At 40.7% G+C, this 23,469-nt stretch carries 20 protein-coding genes; 12 read left to right on the forward strand and 8 right to left on the reverse strand.

Annotation, left to right across the window (positions count from 1 at the left end):
* The coding region (locus ACZFYI_RS02335) for a hypothetical protein (protein WP_462522513.1) at positions 1 to 308 on the forward strand (308 nt) is incomplete at its 5' end.
* Between the two features lie 18 nt (positions 309 to 326).
* Here the strand turns inward: ACZFYI_RS02335 and ACZFYI_RS02340 are convergent.
* Complete coding sequence (locus ACZFYI_RS02340) at positions 327 to 1,154, reverse strand: CvfB family protein (protein WP_462522514.1); 828 nt, start codon at positions 1,152 to 1,154, stop codon at positions 327 to 329.
* A gap of 151 nt (positions 1,155 to 1,305) precedes the next feature.
* Here ACZFYI_RS02340 and ACZFYI_RS02345 point away from each other — a divergent pair, with 151 nt between their 5' ends.
* Together ACZFYI_RS02345 and ACZFYI_RS02350 are read left to right on the forward strand one after the other, a co-directional pair.
* Positions 1,306 to 2,193 carry a 3-hydroxyacyl-CoA dehydrogenase family protein gene (locus tag ACZFYI_RS02345; protein ID WP_462522515.1) on the forward strand — a complete coding sequence of 296 codons (888 nt, stop codon included), beginning with the start codon at positions 1,306 to 1,308 and terminating at the stop codon, positions 2,191 to 2,193.
* 57 nt (positions 2,194 to 2,250) lie between these two features.
* Positions 2,251 to 2,868: a deoxynucleoside kinase gene (locus ACZFYI_RS02350; protein ID WP_462522516.1), complete on the forward strand. Its 618-nt coding sequence runs from the start codon at positions 2,251 to 2,253 to the stop codon at positions 2,866 to 2,868.
* 15 nt (positions 2,869 to 2,883) lie between these two features.
* Here ACZFYI_RS02350 and ACZFYI_RS02355 read toward each other — a convergent pair whose 3' ends face one another.
* Together ACZFYI_RS02355 and ACZFYI_RS02360 are read right to left on the reverse strand one after the other, a co-directional pair.
* Positions 2,884 to 3,528 (reverse strand): DUF7255 family protein, encoded by a 645-nt coding sequence (locus ACZFYI_RS02355; protein WP_462522517.1) that lies wholly within the window; start codon positions 3,526 to 3,528, stop codon positions 2,884 to 2,886.
* An 8-nt stretch (positions 3,529 to 3,536) separates the two neighbouring features.
* Positions 3,537 to 3,998, reverse strand: coding sequence for a DUF2452 domain-containing protein (locus ACZFYI_RS02360; RefSeq protein ID WP_462522518.1), 462 nt, complete (start codon positions 3,996 to 3,998; stop codon positions 3,537 to 3,539).
* Between the two features lie 379 nt (positions 3,999 to 4,377).
* Between ACZFYI_RS02360 and ACZFYI_RS02365 the strand changes: the two genes are divergently transcribed.
* From ACZFYI_RS02365 to ggt, 3 genes are all read left to right on the forward strand, one after another.
* Positions 4,378 to 4,710 (forward strand): Hpt domain-containing protein, encoded by a 333-nt coding sequence (locus ACZFYI_RS02365; protein WP_462522519.1) that lies wholly within the window; start codon positions 4,378 to 4,380, stop codon positions 4,708 to 4,710.
* A gap of 99 nt (positions 4,711 to 4,809) precedes the next feature.
* Positions 4,810 to 7,185 (forward strand): S9 family peptidase, encoded by a 2,376-nt coding sequence (locus tag ACZFYI_RS02370; protein WP_462522520.1) that lies wholly within the window; start codon positions 4,810 to 4,812, stop codon positions 7,183 to 7,185.
* Positions 7,175 to 8,881, forward strand: coding sequence for a gamma-glutamyltransferase (gene ggt / locus ACZFYI_RS02375; protein WP_462522521.1), 1,707 nt, complete (start codon positions 7,175 to 7,177; stop codon positions 8,879 to 8,881). The genes ACZFYI_RS02370 and ggt overlap by 11 nt, the downstream gene beginning before the upstream one ends.
* A 15-nt stretch (positions 8,882 to 8,896) precedes the next feature.
* On the opposite strand, the gene ACZFYI_RS02380 is transcribed toward ggt, so the two are convergent.
* Together ACZFYI_RS02380 and ACZFYI_RS02385 are read right to left on the reverse strand one after the other, a co-directional pair.
* Positions 8,897 to 10,282: an NAD(P)H-binding protein gene (locus tag ACZFYI_RS02380; protein WP_462522522.1), complete on the reverse strand. Its 1,386-nt coding sequence runs from the start codon at positions 10,280 to 10,282 to the stop codon at positions 8,897 to 8,899.
* A 1-nt stretch (position 10,283) separates the two neighbouring features.
* Positions 10,284 to 11,534 carry a protoporphyrinogen/coproporphyrinogen oxidase gene (locus ACZFYI_RS02385; RefSeq protein WP_462522523.1) on the reverse strand — a complete coding sequence of 417 codons (1,251 nt, stop codon included), beginning with the start codon at positions 11,532 to 11,534 and terminating at the stop codon, positions 10,284 to 10,286.
* Between the two features lie 154 nt (positions 11,535 to 11,688).
* Between ACZFYI_RS02385 and ACZFYI_RS02390 the strand changes: the two genes are divergently transcribed.
* Positions 11,689 to 12,915 (forward strand): serine hydrolase domain-containing protein, encoded by a 1,227-nt coding sequence (locus ACZFYI_RS02390; RefSeq protein WP_462522524.1) that lies wholly within the window; start codon positions 11,689 to 11,691, stop codon positions 12,913 to 12,915.
* 88 nt (positions 12,916 to 13,003) lie between these two features.
* On the opposite strand, the gene ACZFYI_RS02395 is transcribed toward ACZFYI_RS02390, so the two are convergent.
* Positions 13,004 to 14,383, reverse strand: a complete 1,380-nt coding sequence (locus ACZFYI_RS02395; RefSeq protein ID WP_462522525.1) for a DEAD/DEAH box helicase — start codon at positions 14,381 to 14,383, stop codon at positions 13,004 to 13,006.
* An 11-nt stretch (positions 14,384 to 14,394) separates the two neighbouring features.
* Entirely contained in the window at positions 14,395 to 14,739 is a 345-nt protein-coding gene (locus ACZFYI_RS02400; RefSeq protein ID WP_462522526.1) for a DoxX family protein, read from the reverse strand.
* Between the two features lie 127 nt (positions 14,740 to 14,866).
* On the opposite strand from ACZFYI_RS02400, the gene ACZFYI_RS02405 reads away from it, so the two are divergent.
* A complete protein-coding gene (locus tag ACZFYI_RS02405; protein ID WP_462522527.1) occupies positions 14,867 to 15,928 on the forward strand; it encodes a carboxypeptidase-like regulatory domain-containing protein in 1,062 nt (353 codons plus the stop codon).
* Positions 15,928 to 17,769, forward strand: a complete 1,842-nt coding sequence (locus tag ACZFYI_RS02410) for a gamma-glutamyltransferase family protein (protein WP_462522532.1) — start codon at positions 15,928 to 15,930, stop codon at positions 17,767 to 17,769. The genes ACZFYI_RS02405 and ACZFYI_RS02410 overlap by 1 nt, the downstream gene beginning before the upstream one ends.
* A gap of 30 nt (positions 17,770 to 17,799) precedes the next feature.
* On the opposite strand, the gene ACZFYI_RS02415 is transcribed toward ACZFYI_RS02410, so the two are convergent.
* Positions 17,800 to 20,163, reverse strand: coding sequence for an ABC transporter permease (locus tag ACZFYI_RS02415; RefSeq protein ID WP_462522528.1), 2,364 nt, complete (start codon positions 20,161 to 20,163; stop codon positions 17,800 to 17,802).
* Between the two features lie 275 nt (positions 20,164 to 20,438).
* On the opposite strand from ACZFYI_RS02415, the gene tyrS reads away from it, so the two are divergent.
* The 3 genes from tyrS (at position 20,439) to ACZFYI_RS02430 (ending at position 23,220) form a co-directional block, all read left to right on the forward strand.
* A complete protein-coding gene (tyrS, locus tag ACZFYI_RS02420; protein ID WP_462522529.1) occupies positions 20,439 to 21,731 on the forward strand; it encodes a tyrosine--tRNA ligase in 1,293 nt (430 codons plus the stop codon).
* A gap of 95 nt (positions 21,732 to 21,826) precedes the next feature.
* Positions 21,827 to 22,435 carry a hypothetical protein gene (locus ACZFYI_RS02425; RefSeq protein ID WP_462522530.1) on the forward strand — a complete coding sequence of 203 codons (609 nt, stop codon included), beginning with the start codon at positions 21,827 to 21,829 and terminating at the stop codon, positions 22,433 to 22,435.
* 83 nt (positions 22,436 to 22,518) lie between these two features.
* The gene (locus ACZFYI_RS02430; protein ID WP_462522531.1) at positions 22,519 to 23,220 is read left to right on the forward strand and encodes a TetR/AcrR family transcriptional regulator; all 702 of its coding nucleotides are present in this window, start codon (positions 22,519 to 22,521) and stop codon (positions 23,218 to 23,220) included.
* The last annotated feature ends 249 nt before the right edge of the window (positions 23,221 to 23,469 follow it).

The following is a 23,469-nucleotide window of genomic DNA, read 5'->3' on the forward strand; positions in this document are numbered from 1 at the left end:
GAGGCAACTTCCGCCCAAAGAACAAGCTTGGCGACTGCCCCGTCGTCGTGGCCGCCCGCTCTCGTGCATGGGATAACATGCGATTCTTCCTCAGCCGCGGCGCCAGCGTTTCCGCCAAGGACGCCAAGGGCAAGTCCGTCTTCAAGTTTGCCCAGGTCAACGACGCCGGCAAGGCAGCCCTCGACCAGGGCCTTGCAAAAGCGCGCCAGTCAGACATTGAGGACGAAGGTGCTCATTTATTCTGTGTTTTTTTTTTATACTGTCAAGGTCATAAAAAAAGACAAAGCTCAGCTTTGTCTTATCATTAAATCCATACTTGGGGTAGATCATACAAGCCTGATTCCGTCTTCATGTATGGTGATTTTTTTTGCTTTGTATAGTTGCCCTATCGACTGTTTGAAATGTTTTTTACTCATTCCGAGTAATTCTTTGATCGCCTCCGGAGATGATTTGTCTTGGAGGGGTAAGAATTTCTGTACTTGTAAAGCCCTCAAGATTTTTTCAGCCCCTTCCTCGTATTTTTCCCTGCCTGTGGGCAAAAGCTGTAAATCAATTTTCCCGTCATCTCGGCGTTTTTTGACAAAAGCTTTGGTTTTATCCCCTACTTTGAGGGGTTGAAATACTTCATTTTTATAAATCAATCCTTCATAACTCCCGTCAATGAGGGTTTTGAATCCAAGGTCTGTTTCTTCAAAAATCAAGGCATCGATTTCCTGACCTGTGGCAAAAGCCTTCGTATCACTTAGAATAAAATCCTCATACTTTGAAACGCCAATCAGACGGTTTGTCTTATAATCCTGACAAACCATCACCAGGTACTTCCCTCCCACTTCCATGGTTTTTCCCATTTCTGATTTAGGGACAAAGAGGTCTTTTGGAAGTCCCCAATCCATAAAAGCACCAAAATCGGTGAGTTCTTTTGCTTCCATAACGGCAAATTCATCCAGCAAAGCAAGCGGCCTGTTGGTAACCGCAACCGGCCGGTCCTCACTGTCGGTATAGACAAAAACTTCCAATTCCTCTCCTTCTTTTTCCTCTCCTTTGAGATAGCTTTTTGGCAATAAAACCTCTCCACCTTCGCGAAGGGCTAGGTAAGCACCATTGGCAGTAAATCGGTTTATTAGAAGTGAACTGATTTTCCCTAATTCTTTCATGTCCCAAAGTTAGCCATTTTATATGATTGAGAATTGGATTTACTTCCGAATCAAACTAGATTTGATCAAAAATTAAGCGTTGAAAAGACTCCTTGATGCGTTCATTTTTCTTTTCATTTGTTAACTGCCTGAATACTAAACCCAAATCAAAATGAATAACATTTCTGTAATTGGTTCCGGAACAATGGGAAACGGGATCGCACACGTTTTTGCCCAATACGGCTATAAGGTTTCTCTGATTGATATCAATCAGCCGGCATTGGATAAAGCTTTGGCTACCATTTCCAAAAACTTTGATAGACAAGTAGCCAAAGGAAGTCTGACTGAGGAAGAGAAAAAAGCATCTTTGGGAAGAATCCAGCCTTTTACATCACTAAAAGAAGGAGTTCAACAGGCAGATTTGGTGATAGAGGCCGCTACTGAAAATCTTCAGGTGAAATTAGACCTTTTTCGTCAGTTGGATGAATTTAGTCCCGAAAATGCCATTTTAGCTTCCAATACTTCTTCTATTTCAATCACTAAAATCGGTTCGGTTACCAAACGCCCGGATAAAGTGATCGGCATGCATTTTATGAATCCTGTGCCTGTAATGAAGCTTGTGGAAGTGATCAAAGGATATGCAACCTCCCAAGAAATTACAGATACTGTGATGGAAATTTCTTCAAAACTGGGAAAGACACCTGTAGAGGTGAATGACTATCCGGGCTTTGTGGCCAACAGGATTTTGATGCCGATGATCAATGAAGCCATCTACACTTTGTTTGAAGGGGTGGCAGGTATTGAGGAAATTGATACAGTTATGAAATTGGGAATGGCGCATCCGATGGGCCCTCTTCAATTGGCGGATTTTATTGGACTTGATGTTTGTCTTTCAATCCTGAGGGTTTTGCATGATGGCTTTGGCAATCCCAAATACGCACCCTGTCCTTTGTTGGTCAATATGGTGGAAGCGGGTTATAAAGGTGTAAAAACCGGCGAGGGGTTTTACGAATATACTCCCGGAAGTAAGGATTTGAAGGTTTCAAGAAGGTTTCATTGAGTTTAAAGCCTTTTGGTTCAGAAAAAATAGATTGGGGATCAAAGTCAAAAAACAACCATGCACATAGCGGTTTCAGGAAATATTGGAAGTGGAAAAACTACCTTGGCTATCAAGTTGGCCAAGCATTATGGTTGGCATGCTGAATTGGAAGCGGTGGAGAACAATCCTTATTTGGCAGATTTTTATGAAGATATGAAGCGTTGGTCATTTCACCTTCAGGTATTTTTTCTCAATAGCCGTTTCAATCAGATCAAAAGAATAAGGGAAGGTGGATTGTCAGTGGTTCAGGACAGAACCATTTACGAGGATGCTTATATTTTTGCCGCCAATCTTTATAAATCTAAATTGTTTTCCGAAAGGGATTATGAGAATTACCTCTCATTGTTTGATTCCATGATCAATTTTGTCAAAGCTCCTGACTTGCTGATTTATTTGAAAGCAGATATCCCAAAGTTGGTAGGTCAGATAGAAAAGAGAGGAAGGACATATGAAAATGCCATCCGGATTGATTACTTGAAGAATCTGAATTCCCATTACGAAGAATGGATTGGCGGCTACGATAAAGGAAAGTTGCTGATTATCGACGTCAACCAAATGGATTTTGTGGAATATCCTGAAGATTTCTCTTCCATTGTACAGCGAATTGACAGAGAGATGTATGGACTTTTCTCCTAAAAAATATTTTATTTTTTAAACTAGCTTTCTTGAAAACCAATTGATGATTCCTTGTTGCTGTTCTTCTTTGGGGTGAAGCAATAAATCATCGATTTTCTTCAGACTTCCTCCTATCATCAGGTTTTCGTATAGCGGTATCCTGATCAGTTTTAATCCATGTAGCCTGCTGATAAGGTCATATTGAGCGTCGTTATACGCATTCAATTTCCAACCTGCGGAACCGTTTCCTGAGAGGTCTCCTGGCGCTTCGCTTTTTCCGAAAAGCTTTCCTGCAAGAGGCGGACCGTTCCAAACTCTTTCCTGCAAGCCTGTTTTCAAACATTCCTTTTCGTAAGTTCTGCTTAGTCTTATGTAAGCATCTATCCACGGAAAAGTAAAAACCTCATAAATAGAAGACTTGAGTGTCGCTAACCTGTACCTGTTGAAATGCGCTTCATCATCATAAATGAATACAAACCGGTTTACTTTAAAGTCAAACTTCAGTTTTTCCAAAACAGGGATTTTCCCTATTCCTCCAAGATCAGAAAGGACGCCATTCAGAAGTGATTCACCTTTTCCTTTGAGGTAGCTAAGATTGACTTCCAAATGTTGATTGAATTCCACTTGGATGTCTGAATCTTTAAGGATTCGATACAAATTCTCCACTTTCAAATGGTGCATGGACAAAATTAATCTTCTTTTCGGATGATTTCCCAAGTATGATCGGCAAGCAATTTTATTTCTGCAATGAATCTTGAAAATTTATTCTTTCTTCCCCACTCTTCCGGAGCAACCAAACTGAGGAAATCGCTTCCATCCTCCTTTTCATATAAAAAGTAATGATGATTGATCAAAGGCTCAAAGCCCATGGAGGTTTTGTATATCCTTTCTGAAATTTCAACCCTGTTTTGGATCAATTTTGCCTGTTCGGCCAAAAGCTGCATTTGCTGATAAATCTGGGCCATCTGCATGTCAGTCTGAGAATGCATGGCAGCTACTGCCCTACCGGTTATTTTTCCCTTGTCCTCAGGCTTGATGATGGCACTCCCTGATTGATGGGCATAAGGCAAAAGACCCGGCATGTCAGTGGTCTTTTCTTTCATTTTATCCAGATCAATCAGGCTGACATCAATCTTTTGTTTCTTTGACATTGCTTTTTAAAGTGTCTGAGGGAGCTATTCTTTCTTTTAAATTCCTTTTTGAACCCGGAAAGGTGGTCTTTCTTGACATATCGATTCCTATCCACAACATGCACAAAGCAAATATGGCAGCGAGTACCAAGAAAACAATTTTATTCTTTTTCATAACAATAATCAGGAAACATTAATAACTTAGAGATGTTTCAATTTTTCAAAATTAGGATATAATTCATAGAATTGAAATACGAAACTAGCGCAGTATGAACCACTTATAAAGTTTAAAAAAAAGGGTAGAAGTTGTTTTTAAAAAAAAACATTAAAACTACTTTTATTTATTTTGAAATACATAAATTTGATTGTTATATACATTTGACAGCTATTTGAATATTTTATGTATCAGCTTATCAGCCCCCAAACTATTTTTCAGTATTTCGGCGATGACGACAAAGAAATGTTGCAAGAAATGATTCAGATTATTCTGGATTCAAATCTTAAAGATTTGAAAAGTATGGATGACCTTTACCACGAGCAGGACTGGGCTCTAATCAAAAGAAGATGCCACAAAGCAAAACCCAGCTTAAGTTACATCGGAGCCATTCAAACCAGGAAAATTTTGGAATCAATTGAGTCCGATCTGGAAAATTCCCATGGAAATTTCAAATCCCTTCTTCATGATATTGAAATTATTGAAAAAGAATTACACACATTCCTTGATTCATTGTAATCAAAATTATTTTTTTACCTCTCCACATTTTTTTATTTCCAAATCCATTCTGTTCTTAGACCTTTATTACTGTACTAAGCAATAGCAAAATCGTTTCCTATGAAGAAAAGCATATTCTTGTTCGCTTTTATCTGTTTATTTTCCAGTCAAAATTTATTTGCCCAAAGCGAGCTTTCTGTTGAAAAAATAATGAAGGACCCAAAATGGATGGGAACGTTTCCATCTGATATACAGTGGGATAACAAGGGGCAGTTTATTTATTTTAAATATAATCCGGAGCAAAACCCTGCAGATTCCCTCTATAAAATTTCCATATCTGTAGGAGCAAAACCCGAGAAAGTTACTGTAGAAGAACAGCGAAACCTCGTGCCTCAAAATGCCAAAACCAATATTGCCAAAACAAAAAAATTATACTCCAAAGAAGGGGAAGTTTTTCTTTATGACCTCACAACAGGCAGCAGAACTTCCCTTATCAAATTAGGGGATAGGATTTCAAATCCAATTTTCTTGGCTAACGAAAACAGGATTGCATTCGAATCTTCCAATGACCTTTATATACTCGATATTCCGTCAGGCAAGCTTCAAAAAGTGACCCGGATCCAAAATGGAAATCGGCCTAAAGAAAAAGAAGAAAAGCTAGCAGAAAGAGAAAAATGGCTTCAGGAAGATAATTTGAGCCTCTTGCAAGTGATTAGGGAAAGAGAAGAAAAGGAAGATAAATCCAAAAAATATTACGAATCCATTTCGGAAAAAAAACCCTTTACTTTCTATACAGAAGGCAAGCAAATATTAAATATGCAGCTATCGCCGGATGAAAAGTACGCTACCCTACTGCTGTTGAGTCGCGCCGAAAACAAAAGGACTGAAGTTCCTGATTACACAGATGCTTCCGGCTACACAAATGGACTGAATACAAGGTCCAAAGTCGGAGATAATCCCCAAACCTTAGAACTTGCTGTTTATAATTTTGAAAAAGACACTGCGATTTTTGTCACTACAGATAGCCTGCCGGGGATCAAAGACCTTCCTGACTATGTCAAAGATTACCCAGAAAAAACATGGGAGGAAAAATTCAGGAAAGTGACAATAGCTGCCCCTATTTTTTCAAATGATGGCAAAAATGCAATTGTCAATATCCGGGCAAATGACAATAAAGACAGATGGATCACTTTACTTGACCTTGAGTCAGCGACATTAAAATCCGTTGACAGACAGCGGGATGAGGCTTGGATTGCAGGACCGGGTATAGGTTGGGGATTTGGAGGAGGAACTTTGGGTTGGTTACCGGACAACAAGCATATCTACTTCCAATCTGAAGAAAGTGGCTATTCCCACCTTTATTTAATTGATATTGCCACAGGCACCAAAAAAGCATTGACCACTGGTAAATTTGAAGTCTTTGATCCCTTTCTTTCCAAAAACGGGAAATATTGGTACCTGACCACTTCTGAAGTACATCCCGGCGAAAGACATTTTTATATGATGCCGCTTATGGGTGGGAAAATGGAAAAACTTACTACCCTTACCGGTAATAATGCCGTATCCCTTTCCCCTGATGAGAAAAACATGGCCATTCTTTATTCCTACAGCAATCAACCTGAGGAATTGTATATCCAAGCAAACACTCCCAAATCGCAACCCAAGCAATTGACTTTTGGTCAAAGCGAAGAATTCAAAGCCTATTCTTGGAGAGATCCTCAGGTAGTCACTTTCAAAGCTGCTGATGGCCAAATGGTGCCTGCAAGATTATATATACCGGAGGCCATAAATAACAACGGAGCAGCGGTGATTTTTGTCCATGGTGCCGGTTATTTGCAGAACGCCCACAAATGGTGGTCAAGTTATTTCAGAGAATACATGTTTCACAATTTGCTGACTGACTTGGGATATACCGTATTAGACATTGATTACAGGGGAAGTGCGGGATATGGAAGGGATTGGAGAACAGGCATTTACCGACACATGGGAGGAAAAGACCTTTCTGATCAGGTTGACGGGGCCAAATACCTGATGGAAAACCATGGCGTCAAAGCCGGAAAAATCGGAATTTACGGAGGAAGTTACGGTGGATTTATCACCTTGATGGCTCTTTTTAATGAATCGGATACCTTCACTTCAGGTGCAGCCTTGAGGTCTGTGACAGATTGGGCACATTATAATCATGGCTACACAGCCAATATTCTGAATGAACCTTTCAACGATCCTATTGCGTACAGGAGATCCTCCCCTATTTATTTTGCAGAAGGCTTGAAAGGAAATCTTTTGATTGCCCACGGAATGATCGATGTCAATGTGCATTTTCAGGATGTGGTCCGGTTAGCCCAAAGGTTGATCGAATTGGGCAAGGACAAGTGGGAAATGGCCGTATATCCTGTGGAAGACCACGGATTTGTAGAACCAAGCAGTTGGACTGATGAGTATAAAAGGATTTTAAAGCTATTCAATGAAACACTGATCAATCAAAATGAAAAATAAAAACCGTACCCTTTTCCTGGTAATTTTAGTTTGCCTGTTTGTTTTTTCCTGTAAGGAAAATGATATAGTTTCTTTAGAGAACCGTGGTTTGATTTCTGAAAAGGCCATGGTCGTCACTGCAAGAGGTGAAGCATCCAAAATCGGATTGATGATCATGGATAAAGGCGGAAATGCATTTGATGCCATGATTGCCACAGAATTGGCATTGGCGGTTGCCTATCCCTTTGCCGGAAATCTTGGAGGCGGGGGATTTATGGTTTTCAGATTGGAAAACGGGGAATCCGGTTCTTTGGATTACAGGGAAAAAGCCCCAATGTCAGCCACAAGGGACATGTACTTGGATGAAAATGGGGAAGTAATACCCGGATTGAGTACAATAGGCGCTTTGGCAGTTGGGGTGCCCGGTACTGTAGCAGGAATGTTTGAAGTTCATCGGAGATTTGGTACACTTCCAATGGAAGAAATCCTTGCCCCTGTGATCGAATTGGCCGAAAAGGGCGTGGTCGTTACCGCAAACCAAGAAAAAAGGCTGGCAGCAAATAGAGAAAATTTTATTAAAGTAAATGGGGAAAATACATTTTTTGCAAGGGAGTTTAAGACCAACGATACGATCAAATACCCGATTCTTGCCGAAACCTTAAAAAGGATTTCCAAAAATGGAAAGAATGAATTTTACAAAGGAGAGACCGCCCAAAAGTTGGTGGATTTTATCCAAGCCAAAGGCGGAATCATCAGCATGGAGGATATGGCAGGCTATGAAGCCAAATGGCGTGATCCCATTTCCTTTGATTACAAGGATATCAAAGTCATCTCCATGGCTCCTCCGAGTAGCGGAGGGGTGACTTTGGCCCAGATATTTGGGATGTTGGAAGGCTTTGACTTGAAGTCAATGGGCCATAACTCGGCACAATACATCCAAACACTTACAGAGGCGGAAAGAAGGGCCTATGCAGATCGGAATTTCTATTTGGGTGATCCTGATTTTGTGGCCGTTCCCATCAATGAAATGATTGACAAAGAATACCTGAAAAACAGAATTTCAGACTTCAACCCGGGAAGGGCAACGCTTTCCAGCGCTGTATCTCAGGGTGTCATCCAATATGTAGAAAGTGATGAGACTACCCATTATTCCATTGTAGATACATATGGGAATGCTGTGGCCATAACAACGACTTTGAATGGGGCTTACGGTTCCAAATTGTACAGCGATGAACTCGGGTTTTTCCTGAACAACGAAATGGATGATTTCAGTGCCAAAGCAGGTGTTCCCAATATGTTTGGGCTGGTAGGGGCTGAAGCCAACAGTATCGCCCCAGGAAAAAGGATGCTGAGTTCCATGACACCTACCATAGTAGAGAAAGATGGGCAGCTTTTGATGGTTGTGGGTACACCGGGTGGGTCTACCATTATCACATCAGTACTGCAGACTATTTTGAATGTGGTAGAATTTGACATGACCATGCAGCAGGCGGTAGATGCGCCGAGATTTCACCATCAGTGGCTTCCGGACTTTGTTAATTTCGAACCTGAGGGCTTTTCAAGCGCTATCTTCGATGAATTGAAAACGAAAGGATACCTTATCAATGAAGGCTTCACCCCGATAATCGGAAAAGTTGATGCAATCCTTAAACTCCCTAATGGAAAATTCGAAGGAGGGGCCGACAAAAGAGGAGATGACAAAGCAGTTGGATTTTAATCCAATACAGCTTTATCAGTTTCCTTTGTATTTTTCGAGGTATTTTCTAAAACGGTTCATTACCCAAAGATGGATTTTGGCTTGGGTGTTGACGTAGACAAACCAAGGAAGTCTGGGGACAAATTCATGGATGGCAGAAATCATGAATTTTCCCCCGAGTACCTCTCTGAACTCCAACCAACCATAATCAAATCTTTTGACCAGCCACCCTCCTGTGATGTAAAACAATTGTCTTTTGATGTCACTTCTGTCCGGAATCAGGGTAAGTTGTAACATGGGCTTAGATCCTTTCAACAGGTAAAAACCGATGTCTCCACGACTTGTTTCTTTGGCATTGATCAAAAACCTAAAAAAAGTAGGCAACCAACGTTTGTACCTATTTGCTACCCACAAAGCGCTTTTGTGCCTGGTGTTGGGCATTCTTTGGATACTTCTGACGGTATTTTTTACATCCCGGTCATTTTTAAATTTTGGAAGTGCAGGAAGTTTATTCTCAGGATCAAGGGCTTCCTTTACACTTTCCTCATATGATAGGTAATCGATTTCCTTTTCCTTGAATTTCAGTTCTTCCGATACGGTCAAGGTATGCTTGAGGCTTTCTACCAAAGGAGATACCAATTTTGAGGGAGTTTCGCCAAAATAAGACACCCAAAGCTTTGAAAAACCCACAGAAAAAACGGGTACTGTGAAAATAAACCTTTTCTTTCCCATCACCCTTGCGGTCTCTTCGAGCATGCCTTTGTAGGATAAAATTTCAGGGCTTCCGATTTCAATGGCTTTTCCAAAAACTTCAGGATTTCCAATGCAGGAATCCATGATAGTCAGGGTATCGCGCAGGGAAATGGCCTGTGTTTGGGATGTGGTCCATTTGGGACACATCAAAACAGGAAGTTTTCTGACCAGATTTCTAACCATCTCAAAAGAAGAACCACCCGGGCCAACTATGACTCCGGCACGCAGGGCAGTTACCGGAACACCTCTTTCACCCAAAGTTTTTTCTACTTCCAGTCTGCTTCTGAGATGAATCGACATTTTTTCTTCTTCCACTTCCTTGGGAAGAATTCCTCCCAAGTAAAGAATCTGTTTGATGTTGTTTGCTTCGGCTGCACGGGAAAAATTATCTGCCAACAAGAGGTCTGTATCTTCGAAGCTTCCCTGGTCAAGCCGGGTCAAAGCACTCATGGAATGGATTAGATAAACTGCATAATCTACCCCTTGCAAAGCCTCAATGGTAGAAGTAATGGAAAACAGTTCCACTTTTCGCCATTCCACTTCAGGATCAGGATTTTGGATGGCCTCCCGCCTACTCAGCGCGACAATATTGTACTTTGCTTTGTATTTGTTGATAAACCACCTTCCGATATATCCACCTGCGCCTGCTATTGCTATGGTCTTTTTCAAATTATTGGGTAGGTTGAAGGCTTAACATGACTGCTTCTGCAGCCTTTCTTCCGGCTGTCATCGCTGCATTGATTGATCCATTGAGAAGATAGTCTCCGGCAAGGTACACGTCATCCTGAATTTTTGTGTTCGTTGGAGAAATATTGTTTTGCATGTCCTCGACCTGTGGCAAGGCTTCTGTTATTTCATAGGTTTTGATATGATGAAAAAAGTTGGCTTTGATTCCTGTCAAAGCTTCCAATTCCAAGGCAACCATTTTGACAAGCAATTCATCTGCCTTGGAATCCTGCGTCACGGTGACAGAAAGCAGTGCTTTGCCTGAACTGCTGTAGGATTTGGAAACATCCGTCATGAAAACAAAATTGTTGATCAGGTATTGTGAATCAGGTACCAACCCGATCATAGGCTGAGCAATAAAGGATTTCTCCAAAGAAAAATATAGGTTGATCACTTTTCTGTATTCTTTGACCTGACCTGCCAACTGAGGCAGCATTCTATCAGGACGTGAGGCGATGATGACTTTATCTGCCTGGATTTTATTTCCATTTCTAAGAAATATTGTGTTTCCTTCCACCTTTTCGACAGGTGAATTGAAATGGAAAACAGTGTTTTGAAGCTTATTTTTCAATTGGACAGGAATTTCCTGCATTCCTCTTTCCGGAATTGCTGCAAAACCGATTGAAAACATCTTAAAGACGAAATTGAACATCCTTGAGGAAGTCTGAAGGCCATTTTCAAGGAAGATTCCTTTGAAAAAAGGTTTGAAAAAATTGTCAATTATAGTTTCAGAAAAACGATAGTTTCTCAAAAAATCAATAGTAGTAAGAGAAGGCTCAGCAAATATCTTTTCCTCGGATTTCTTTTTCAGGGAATTAGTCAGGGTAAAGATTTTGAATTTATCTTTCAAAGTTCCCACTTTTGAAAATGCCATTCCAAACAGCCTCATTGGATTTCTCAAAGGATCATGCACCGCAAAGAAGTCACCGGGTTTGAAAATTATTGCTCCCGGATCAAACATTTTGAGCTTCAGTTTTTCATAATCCAGGTATCTTTTTGCCTCAGGATAGGCTGTCAACAACACCTGAAAACCTCTGTCTAAAAGAAATCCATTTTCAATGTCTGTTCTTACCCTTCCCCCAACCCCATCTGAGGCTTCCAAGATTTGCGGGCTATATCCCGCTCTTTCAAGTTCATAGGCAGCGATCAGTCCCGAAATACCGGCTCCGATTATGTAAATTTTTTGTTGGTCCATCTAAACACAATATTAAGTAAGACAAATATCCTTCATAATTGTTTTACGCTACAATTTAACGCATTATTACCAACCTTTTAAAGTTAATAGGTGCTAATCCTGTAATATGCCTTCCAAGAACACAGGATTGCCGATACATTCAATAAAAAATATTATGAGAAAGATATTCAAGATAAGCATTGCTTTGACCGTTTTTTTGATTCCATTTTCATCTATCGGACAGCAAGTTTATTTTCCTGCTGCAGGAGATTGGCAACAAAAAAAGCCTGTAGACATGAAAGTCGATGCAGCCAAACTTCAGCAGGCAATAGATTTTGCCATTTCTACAGAAAGTGAAGCAGATCCTAACCTTAAGATGGCCCACTATCTAAGCGGTTTTGGAAGAGAGCCTTTTGGTTTTCCAGTCGGACCAATGAAAGAAAGAGGATCAGCAAATGGCCTAATCATTTATAAAGGATATATCATCGGGCAATGGGGAGAACCTGAACGGGTTGACCTGACTTTCAGTGTGGCCAAAAGTATCCTGTCTTCGACTGTGGGGATGGCAGTTGACAGGGGGCTGATCAAAAATGAAAAAGACCTTGTCTACCCTTATGTGGGGCCGATTATTCCATACGAACCCTATAAATCTCTGATGAACAAAGCAGATCATTTGGATCAGGAAGATGTATTTGACCTTTTTGCAGGGCCGCATAACCGCAAGATCACTTGGGAGCATTTGCTACGACAGACCTCTGATTGGGAAGGAAGCCTTTGGGGTAAACCTGATTGGGCAGATAGACCGCAGGGGAATTCATCTGAATGGCTCAGCAGGCCTAGAAATGAACCAGGGACGGTTTACAAATACAACGATACAAGGGTCAATGTCCTTGCTTTGGCAGTTTTGAATGTTTGGAGAAAACCTCTTCCGGTGGTGTTGAAAGAAAATCTGATGGATAAAATCGGTGCAAGTCCTACCTGGAGATGGACAGGATATGAAAACTCCTTCATCATCCTTGATGGACAAATCATGCAGTCAGTCAGCGGTGGCTCACATTGGGGAGGGGGCTTGTTTATCAATGCCTATGATCAGGCAAGGTTTGGGTATCTCACTTTGAGAAAAGGTAATTGGAATGGAGTTCAGGTCATCTCTCAGGATTGGATCAGAAAGTCCCGAACCCCAACCACCGTACAACCCAATTATGGTTTTATGAATTATTTCCTGAATACCGACCGAAAAGAGATTCCCGCAGCACCTGAAACAGCTTTTTTCCATTTGGGTGCAGGAACCAACATGATTTATGTGGATGAAGAAAATGACTTGGTAATCGTGGCAAGGTGGATCAAAGACAAAGAAAAAGCAGAATTGGTCAGGATGGTTTTGGAGAGTTTGCCAAAGTAATTTCGAATTGATTATATTTATATAGAAGCATAAAAAAAGAGGTAAGCGTTTTTGCTGACCTCTTTTTGTTTTATTTCCTTTACTGTTATCAATCAATCACGTTCGTTCTTTTTCCGAAAGGGGTGTTTTTTTCTTTATTGCCATCTTGAGCTTTTTCTCTTGGGGGCCTAGCTTCATGGTTTTGATCTGAAGGTTTAACTGTCTGCTTTTCCTTAGATACAGGATTTTGATTGTCACGAGGCTTGAAGTTTTTCTTCTTTTTGGAGTTTTTTGAGAAGCTTTTTTTGCCCTTGAAATCTCCTTTATGTTCTGAATGATGACTTTTACTTTTATACTCCGGACCGGATTCAAAACCTTCCGGAAGGGAAAATTTCTCAATTTCCATTCCGATCATCTGTTCGATGCGGGATAGTTTGTATTGGTCTTTGTCACTTACAAATGTGATGGCTTCTCCATTGCTGTCGGCCCTTGCGGTTCTTCCTACTCTGTGGACATAGTCTTCAGGATCATTTGGCGTATCATAATTGATGACCAATTCAATTCCGACTACATCAATCCCACGCGAAATGATATCAGTACCAATCAGGATTTTGAGAGATTTGTTCTTAAACCTAGACATGATAATCTCTCTCTCAACTTGCTCTAAATCAGAGTGAAAAGCCTCAATATCAAAATCTTTTTTAAGCAACTTATAAAGGTTTTTTACTTTCTCTTTGGTAGAAGCAAAAATAATGACTGCTTCGTAATCCTTTTTCGTTAGGATGCTTCTTACCAAAGCCTCCTTTTGGGTTTCATAGACTAAATAAACCCCTTGTGTTACATTGGCTGCGGTCTTACCAATTGCAAGACTGATCTCTTCAGGATTATTGAGGAGCTGCTTGGAAAATTGTCTGATCTTCGGAGGCATGGTTGCAGAGAAAAGAATGGTCTGTCTTTTCTTTGGAAGGTAATTGACGATTTTGAGAATGTCATCAGAAAAACCCATATCGAGCATCCTGTCCGCTTCATCCATGATGAGGTGCTCCAATTTGTCAAAATTTATTTTGCCTCCGGCCAATAATGCGATCAACCTTCCCGGAGTGGCCACGATGATTTCGGCACCGACTTCCATGGCTTTTTTCTGTTGCTCCCAGGCAATGCCGTCTCCACCACCATAAACGGGAATGGAACTCACTCCCAAGAAATATGCAAAGCCTTGGATCTGTTGGTCAATCTGAATGGCCAACTCTCTTGTAGGGGCCAAAATCAGGGTATTAAGGTCAGTTTGACCTTCCTTGGCCATTTTATTCAAAATCGGAAGAATAAATGCGGCTGTTTTTCCGGTACCGGTTTGGGCACAGGCGATGAGGTCTTTACCCTGTTGGATCACGGGAATGGCAAATTCTTGGATGGGAGTCGGTTTATCAAATCCCATAGCATCAAGTCCTTCATTCAGGCTTGATTCAAAATTAAAATCACTAAAATTCAAAGTCAATCAGTTTAGACATATTGATAGGCCCAGGCAATAAGCGCAAATTGTAATGGCAATCTCAGGAATAGGGCCCATTTTGGTATTCCTTTGGCACCTTTTTGATACATGTAAATATTGGCAGGGAAAACAGCCAATAGAAGAAGAATTATTCCAATGGCTGAAATAGCCCTCGTAGGTTCAAATAACAATCCCAAACCAAAAACAAGTTCAAACATTCCCGCCAAGGCATTCAGAAGTTTGGGATTTGGAAGATAAGGAGGAATGATTTTGATGAACATTCTTGGTTTGACAAAATGCATCGTCCCCGCAAAAACATAAAACCCACCCATTAAGTAAAGAAAAAATAAGTACATGGGGTTTTGTTCATGATATTCCAAATCAATAATTATATTAAGGGTTAAATGTAGGATAACATAGTCAAATTACAAAACAAAAGCCTTTCCTAACTATTTATAACCAATACATTATACCTGAGTAAAAATGAATAAATCTAAAGTATTGTTACTGCTGATGTTGTTTTTGACTTTTTCAGCAGGCGAACTATTCGCACAAAGGTTTTCCCTTACGGGAATATTGAGGAATGGGGCGACTGAAGAATTGATTTCCGGCGCCGAAGTGACCTTGAAGGATTTTGCTTTTTTTGCTATTTCCAATGAATCAGGAAAGTTTGCCATAGATAGCGTTTTTGCAAATACCTATGTACTGAATATCAAAATGAGCGGTTTTCAATCGTATCAGGCCCAGATTCAGGTCAAAGATGATTTGAATTTGGGGGTGATCACACTTTTTCCCATGGGCTATGAAGACGCCACCGGAGCAGCCTTACAAAAAACTATCAGAGCTACCAATATTGCCGAATTATTTAACAAAAGGCCCAATTTCATTGGAGGCAATGCCATTTACGGTATTCCTCCTGAACCCAAAAAACTTCAGGGTAATTTCTATTTGGATACAAAATGGAACAAAGCCTCTATCCTACTCTATAAAAATGAAGAGCTTATTGAAGGTTATTTTGTCAGGTATAATATCAACAGCAATACATTTGAACTGAGGTCAGAAAATTCTGAAGAAGCTACTACAGTTCCCGGATTAAGGGTGAGAAACATTGTTTGGATAGATTCAGAACATGGCGTCCCAAGGTATTTTATCAATGGAATGGATTTCAAGGAGGAAGGCTCTCCGATTGCAGGATTTTTTGAAGTGCTTGTGGATGGTAAAATGCCGTTGATCAGGAGGACAATCGCTTCCATCAAGGAGTCAAATTACAATCAGGCATTGATGGTGGGAGAACCTGATGACAGGGTTGTCAAGCGGTATGTGTATTATTATGTCGAAGGAAAAAACATTATTGAAATCCCATCAAACAAGAAAAAATTATTCCCAATATTCGGAGAAAGCCAATCTGAAATGGAAGCTTTTGCAGATACAAACAGGCTTAACCTCAAAGAAGCCTCTTCCCTTTTCAGTCTTTTCACCCAATACAACAGTAAATTTGAGGGTTTTGACCCTTTGCTACCCAAACTAATCGACAATCAGCCATGATGAAAAAAAACCTTTTGTTTCTGTTAATCAGTTTTTGCTTTGTAAGTGCATTTGCGCAAACACAAAAACCGCCGCTCCATGGCAAGCATTGGATGGCAATAACCGGCAAACCTCTTGGTGCGACCGCCGGGTCCATGATTTTTAACCAAGGTGGAAATGCTGTGGATGCTTCCTGCGCCATGCTTGCGGCTGTCTGTACCATGTGGGATGTACTGAGTTGGGGTGGTGAGACCCAAGCCTTGATTTATAATCCAAAAACGGGAAAAGTCATAGCCATCAATGCCATGGGAATTGCACCAACCGGTGCCACGGCAGATTTTTTTAAGGAAAAAGGCATGTCCTATCCACCTGAGTTTGGTCCATTGGCAGCAACGACTCCGGGAACTCCGGGGGGATTGATGACCATATTGGCTGAATATGGTACGATGAGTTTGGCTCAGGTCCTTGCTCCTGCTATGGAAATGGCAAAGGGCTATCCTATTGAAGCCCAAACTGCCAACATGATCGAAAACAGGAAAGACCTGATCAAAGAATGGCCTTATTCCAAGAAGGTGTTTTTGCCGCATTTGGGTGAAGAAAGAGAAGCTCCCTATCCCGGAGAAGTTTTTGTTCAGGAAGACCTTTATCAGACTTTAAAGAAATTGGTGGAAACTGAAAAAGCCGCACTGGCAGCAGGGAAATCCAGAAAAGAAGCCATTTATGCCGCATATGAGCGGTTTTATAAAGGAGATATCGCTGAGGAAATTGTAAGAGGAGCACGTGAACAAGGCGGTCTTTTCACGATGGAGGATTTTGCCAAGTGGAAAGTGAAAATCGAGGAGCCGCTTATGGTTAATTATAAGGGAATCGAGGTTTACAAGCTTCAGGAATGGACCCAAGGCCCTGCTTTGCTTCAGAGTTTGAATATTTTAGAAAATTTTGACCTCAAGTCAATGGGTTATAATTCTGCCAATTATATCAATACTGTGTACCAAAGCATGAGTCTGGCATTTTCAGATAGGGATTTTTATTATGGTGATCCCGACTTCAGTCCAAAAAGCCCGATGAAAGGTTTGTTGTCAAAGGAATATGCGAAAGAACGCGCAAAACTGATCAAGGAAAAGAACGATCCTGAAATGGGCCCCGGAGATCCCTACCCTTTTCAGGGAGAAACAAATCCTTTCACGCATTTATTGGCAAACAGAAAAGAAGCCTTGGTGTATGACAGACCTGAACTGCCGATCCAAGGTGAAAATGATCCATTCCTTGACCATTTCTTGGCAGGAACAACTTCCATCCAAGCAGCGGATGCAGAAGGATGGGTAGTTTCCATAACACCATCAGGAGGTTGGATTCCGGCCACCATTGCAGGCAATACCGGAGTCGGAATGAGTCAGAGAATGCAGAGTTTTGTTTTGGATGAAAGGCTTAATCCTTTCAATGTCCTCCAGCCCGGAAAAAGGCCTCGGGTAACGCTGACACCTAGTATGGCATTGAAAGATGGCAAACCATTCCTTTCCTTTGCTGTGCAAGGAGGAGATACACAGGATCAGGATTTGCTGCAACTGTTCCTGAATATTGTAGAGTTTGGAATGACGGTACAGGAAGCTGCCGAAGCTGCCAATATCCATAATTACCAAATTCAATCCTCTTTTGGCGCTCACGAATCAAAACCGGGATCTATCACCCTCAACAGTCAGGTTCCGGCTTGGGTTAGAAAAGACCTGCAACAAAGAGGCTACAAAGCCAATCTTTTGGACAGAACATCGGGACCTTTGAATGCCATTTGGTTTGATTGGAAGCATGGGACATTTTGGGGCGGTTCAAGCAATCACGGTGAAGATTATGGGATAGCTTGGTAAGCTTTTGAGATAAGGAGCTTATTGTTGAATTTATTCATTTCTCAGAGACTCCACAGGATTGGACAATGCCACCTTTATGGATTGGTAGAAAACCGAAACCAAAGCAATCCCCAAAAGGCTGAGCGTGGTGACCAAATATGCCCCTGCGCTCAGTTGGGTATGGAAAGCGAATTCTGCCAGGTAAGTTTTGGAAAAATACCAAGCCAAAGGAAAGCCTGACAAAACACCGATTAACACCAATTTGAAGAAGTCTCCTCCCAATAAGAGCATGAGTTGGCTTGTGGAGGCTCCCATCACTTTCCTTATCCCCATTTCTTTGACCCTCTTGGAGGCTGAAAAAGAGGCAAGTCCGAAAAGGCCCAAACAGGCAATCAGAATAGCGATGGCAGTAAAACCCATAGAGAGTTTTCCGATCACTTTTTCCATTTGGTATTGTCTGCCAAAAGCTTCATCTAAAAATGTATATCCAAAAGGATAATCAGGACTGTATTTTTTCATTGTGGCTTCCAAATGGGCCAAGACATCTTCCATTGGATAATCAGGATTAGTGCGGATATAATAATGGAAACCAATGTTTTGGCTATACATGAATACCATTGGCTCAATGTTTTCCCTGAGACTGTTGTTGTGAAAATCCTCTGTGACTCCGATAATTTGCCCTTTTCCATTCCAAGCTTCCAATACTGTCCCGATTATTTCTTCCATTCCGATTCCCATATCTTCCATGGCTTTCCTGTTGATGATGTATTTTGGGTTTTCAGGATTTTGGTCTGTCGAAAAATTTGAACCAGCTATTAATGGGATTTTCATTGTTGGCAGAAAATCCTCATCACAGCGTAGGATTTTAAATATGATGTGATCAGTTTCAGATTTGCCATCCCATAAAATATCATCCGCTGTAATCGGGATTGAAAGAATATCACTTCCTGCAAACCCCACACTTTCGATTCCGGCAAACTGATTCAACTCGCTCTTAAATGCCACAGGGCTTTTTAATATAGATTCCTGAGGATCAATCACAATGATTTGTTCCTTTTGATAACCAAGGTTCTTGTTGCTGATAAATTCAATCTGCTTGTAAACTGCCAAACTGCCGATAATCAAAATGGTAGAAACTGCCAATTGGCCGATAACCAAAACTTTCCTTAATCCCGATCCTTTGAGTTGGGAGCCTGAATCGCCTTTGAGGACACCAACAGGTTTGAAGGAAGAAAGGAAAAATGCAGGATATGATCCTGCCAATAAGCCACAGCCCAAGGTTAAAAAAAGCACCCCACCAAGGATAACAGGGTTGATACTCTCCAGGGATATATTCTTGTCAGTCAATTCATTGAAAAAGGGTAAAATCAAACTCACCAAAGCAATTGCCAGGAAAAGCCCAAAAAAAGACAACATGATGGATTCCAAAAGAAATTGCTTTACCAAGGCCATTCTCCCGGAACCAATGGCTTTCCTTACACCGATTTCCCTGCTTCGGGTAGTTGACCTTGCGGTAGCCAAGTTCATAAAGTTGATGCAAGCCATCACAAGTATTAAAATCCCAACAACAGAAAAAAGCCAAACCTGGTCAATCCTTCCACCTGCGATTTGTCCATTTTCAAAATTGTTATAAAGCCTGGAGTCCGAAAACTGAAACAAAAAAGGAATGCTTGTACATTCAGGGCAATTCTTTTTGATCAAGCTTGAAACCTTTTGATTGGCTGATTCAAAATTTGCATCCTGATGCAAAGCCAAATATGTTTTAGAACCACCGCTTTGCCAACTTCCGGTCCACGGATTTTCCTCTTTGAACCTTTCAAATGGCAAAACAAAATCAAATCGGATACTTGAATTCGAAGGTAAATCAGAAAATACACTGCTGACCACCATATCATATTTCCCATCTACCTGAAGTGTTTTTCCAATTGGATCCTGATCACCAAAAAACTTTTGAGAAAGACTTTGAGAAATGGAAATGGAATTCCGGTTTAAAATCGGGACTGAATTATCTCCATTTAAGATGGGAAGGGTAAAAATCTGAAACAATCCATTGTCACTGTAAATCCCATTTTGTAAGAAGGAATTATCCTCAGTTTTGAGAAGCAAATCGGCATTCATGCTTGTTTGGGTGATGAATTCAACTTCGGGAATCTCATTCTTGATGGTATTGGCCAAGCGGACCGGTGTAGCAGGGTAGGTAGAAATAGATCCGTCACCATGGGTATTGTTGAGCATCACAGAAAATATCCTTTCTTGATTTTTGTGAAACTTATCATACCTCCATTCATCATGTGCCCACAACAAAATCAATAAACAAGTGGCAAGGCCAACACTTAATCCAATGATATTGATCAATGAATAGCTTTTTTGACGGACAATATTTCTGAAGGAAACTTTGATGTAATTTTCAAGCATGGATTTATGGTTTGAAAGTTTGAATTTGGACAAGCTTCGATTTGGTAATTTCAAGGATCAAGCCAAAGATATGGCTGAAATCAGGCTGAAATTGAGCTTTTCAAATTCCTATTTGTTCGCGGATGTTCTTTATCGTTCATTTTCGACCAAAACCAAGACTGATTTATATAAGCAATTTGGCTAAACAATCAATTTCAGGATCAAGAAATAGAGATATTTTTCCCAATCAGGAATTCAAAAAACTATATTTGCACCTTCAAAAAACAGAGTTTCCCATGAATAACTTTATTGAAGAGCTGCGCTGGAGAGGAATGCTTCAGGACATGACCCCGGAAATCGTTGATTACCTGAACAAAGGAATGTCTTCAGCTTATCTTGGCTTTGATCCTACCGCTGATTCTTTACATATAGGTCACCTTGTCGGAGTGATGACTTTGCTTCATTTTCAAAGGGCAGGCCACAAGCCTTATGCGCTTGTAGGCGGTGCTACAGGCATGATCGGAGATCCAAGTTTCAAATCTGCTGAGAGAAATCTTTTGGATAAAGCCACTTTGGACCACAATGTAGCCTGTCTTCAGGAGCAATTGTCTCATTTTTTGGATTTCAGTGAGGGAAAACAAAACAAAGCGGAACTTGTCAACAATTACGATTGGATGTCTCAGTTTTCATTTCTGGAGTTTATCAGGGACGTGGGAAAATACATCACAGTCAATTACATGATGGCCAAAGATTCGGTCAAAAGAAGACTGGAAGACGGCAATGGACTCTCATTTACTGAATTTTCCTATCAGCTGATCCAGGGATATGATTTCTATCATTTGTGGAAAAACAATAATGTGGCGATCCAACTTGGTGGTTCTGACCAATGGGGAAATATCGTGACCGGAACAGAACTGATCCGTAAAAAAGAAGGAGGAAGTGCCTATGCCCTCACAGTTCCCTTGATAACCAAAGCTGATGGAACCAAATTCGGCAAAACAGAAAGCGGTTCTGTATGGCTGGATCCTGAGAAAACTTCCCCTTATGCCTTTTATCAGTTTTGGCTGAATGTCTCCGATGAGGATGCTGCCAAGTATATCCGGATTTTTACTGTTTTGGATAGAGAAACTATCGAAGGTTTGGAAAAAGAGCATTTGGAGGCACCGCATTTGAGGTTGCTGCAAAAAGAAATCGCCAAGCAGGTGACCATCATGGTGCATGGAGAAAACGAATACAACATGGCTGTCAAAGCCTCAGAAATCCTTTTTGGAAAGTCATCCACTGAGGATTTGGCTGGATTGGATGAGCGTACATTCCTGCAGGTTTTTGAGGGAGTTCCTCAGGCTGAGATTCTGAAATCTGATTTTGATGCGATTGCCAATGTGACTGATTTGCTTTCGGAAAATACCAACGGGATCATTTTTCCTTCCAAAGGAGAAGCAAGGAAAATGATCCAAGGTGGCGGTGTGGCTGTCAATAAGGAAAAAATCAACGATCCAAATGCTGCTGTTTCTCAAACCTTGCTTCAGGGAAAATACCTTTTGGTCCAAAAAGGCAAAAAGAATTATTATATCATTAAAGTCAATTGAATCAATCAAGCCCTGGTTTCAGGGCTTTTTTTTTAATTTTGACCATTACCAAGTTATTGTTTACCATGGGTTTTAAAAAGTTTTTTTGGATTGGGATGACAGTTATCCCGCTTTTCCTGCTCAATTCTTGCATACAGGAAGAAAAACTGAGTCCAATTCAAATAGAAAATCAGGTAGATGCTATCGTGGAAAAAATCCATTCAGGTTTTTTTGATTTTGAAGTCAAAGGAGGAACAGAAGACCAACGCATTTCTATTGAAAATGAAGGAATGGACGGCGTATATGGGGTCAGGATGTCCGATCTGGAAAACCTTGAGGGCGAAAACCTTTCCTTGTTTATCTGCTCAAATTCATTGAATCCAGGAATTCTCCAAAAAATAAAAATCAACGATGCGAGTAATACTTTTGCAGTCTGCAGGTATTCAGTAGGCTTGTCTTACAAAGCTGAAGTCGCAGTTTTGCTAGAGCAGATTGAGGATGAAAGATTGGAAATTATTGGAAGATTTGATCAGGGGAACATCACAGCATCAGAATTGGATGCCGAAATGAAGAGATTGAGGGAAAGTTTTTCGGTTTCGTATCTGGCTATCAAGAATTTTTACAGTGAGTTTTTCAAGGAATGCCTGCATACCTTAGTCACTGAAATCAGTAAAATTTTCAATGAAGATCAGTGGCAAACCTTTGTCAAATGTGTTGACATTTAGCGTTTTACTTTTTTTGGAAGCAAATTTCACTACATTTTGACCATTGTTTAATATATTTGAACTTAATTCGAATATTTTCAATCATGGGAGCACAGGAAAGACAACAGAAAGAAAAATTGATTTTAGAGGCCTCAATCAAGCTTTTTACCGAAAGAGGTTATCAGTCCACCAAAATGGAAGATGTAGCCAAAGCCTCCAAAATAAGCAAAGGGCTCACTTATTTTTATTTTAAAAACAAGGAAGATCTGTATATGGCGGTGACCAAAAAAGCCTTCGATGAACTCAAGGACGTATTCCGGGAAATCATCAAAATCAAAGGCAAAAACGGTCTGGACATGCTGACTGAGCTTTCAAATAATTACTTCAAGTTTGCCAAAAACCACCGGATGTACTATGAGGCAATTCTGAACTTTATGGGTCTGGTGCAGCAGTATAATGATGAAAACCTAAGATCAAAAATAGACCCCTTGGTATTGGAAAGTGATCATTTTCAAAAGCTTTTGGAAGTCCATCACGATTGTGGAAAAATCGGTACACAAATGGTCGTACAGGGGATAAAAGATGGAAGTATCAGGCCTGAATTACAACCCGAGGCCACTTTTTATACAATTTGGGCGATGTTGGTGGGATATGAAAGGCTGTTGGGTCCAGTTGGGTATGAAGGAAAAGATGCCAAAATCAACCTGGAAACCTGGAAACCTTCCTTTAACAGGCTGCTTCAGGATATGCTGAAAGGAACTTTTCAGGCTCAAAAAGTACAACCTGTACAGGGAAGTTTGTTTTAGTGAATAACACTATTTCTTTCTACCAATGAGGTGATTTCGGAGATCGTCACTCTGATTTTTTAAGATAATAAGAAATGTTCAGAAAAGTAAATGACAAATACTAAAAACCCCCAACGGGGGTTGAATCAATAATAATCCCGGGTTGCAACCCGGGGATTCAGAGCGATTGCGAAATTCAGTCCAACCCCAAAGGGGTTGAACATCCTCGAATGAAACAAACTCTGTCATTGGTAGTGATGCGAAGGGTCT

It is taken from the genome of Aquiflexum sp. (assembly GCF_977115555.1).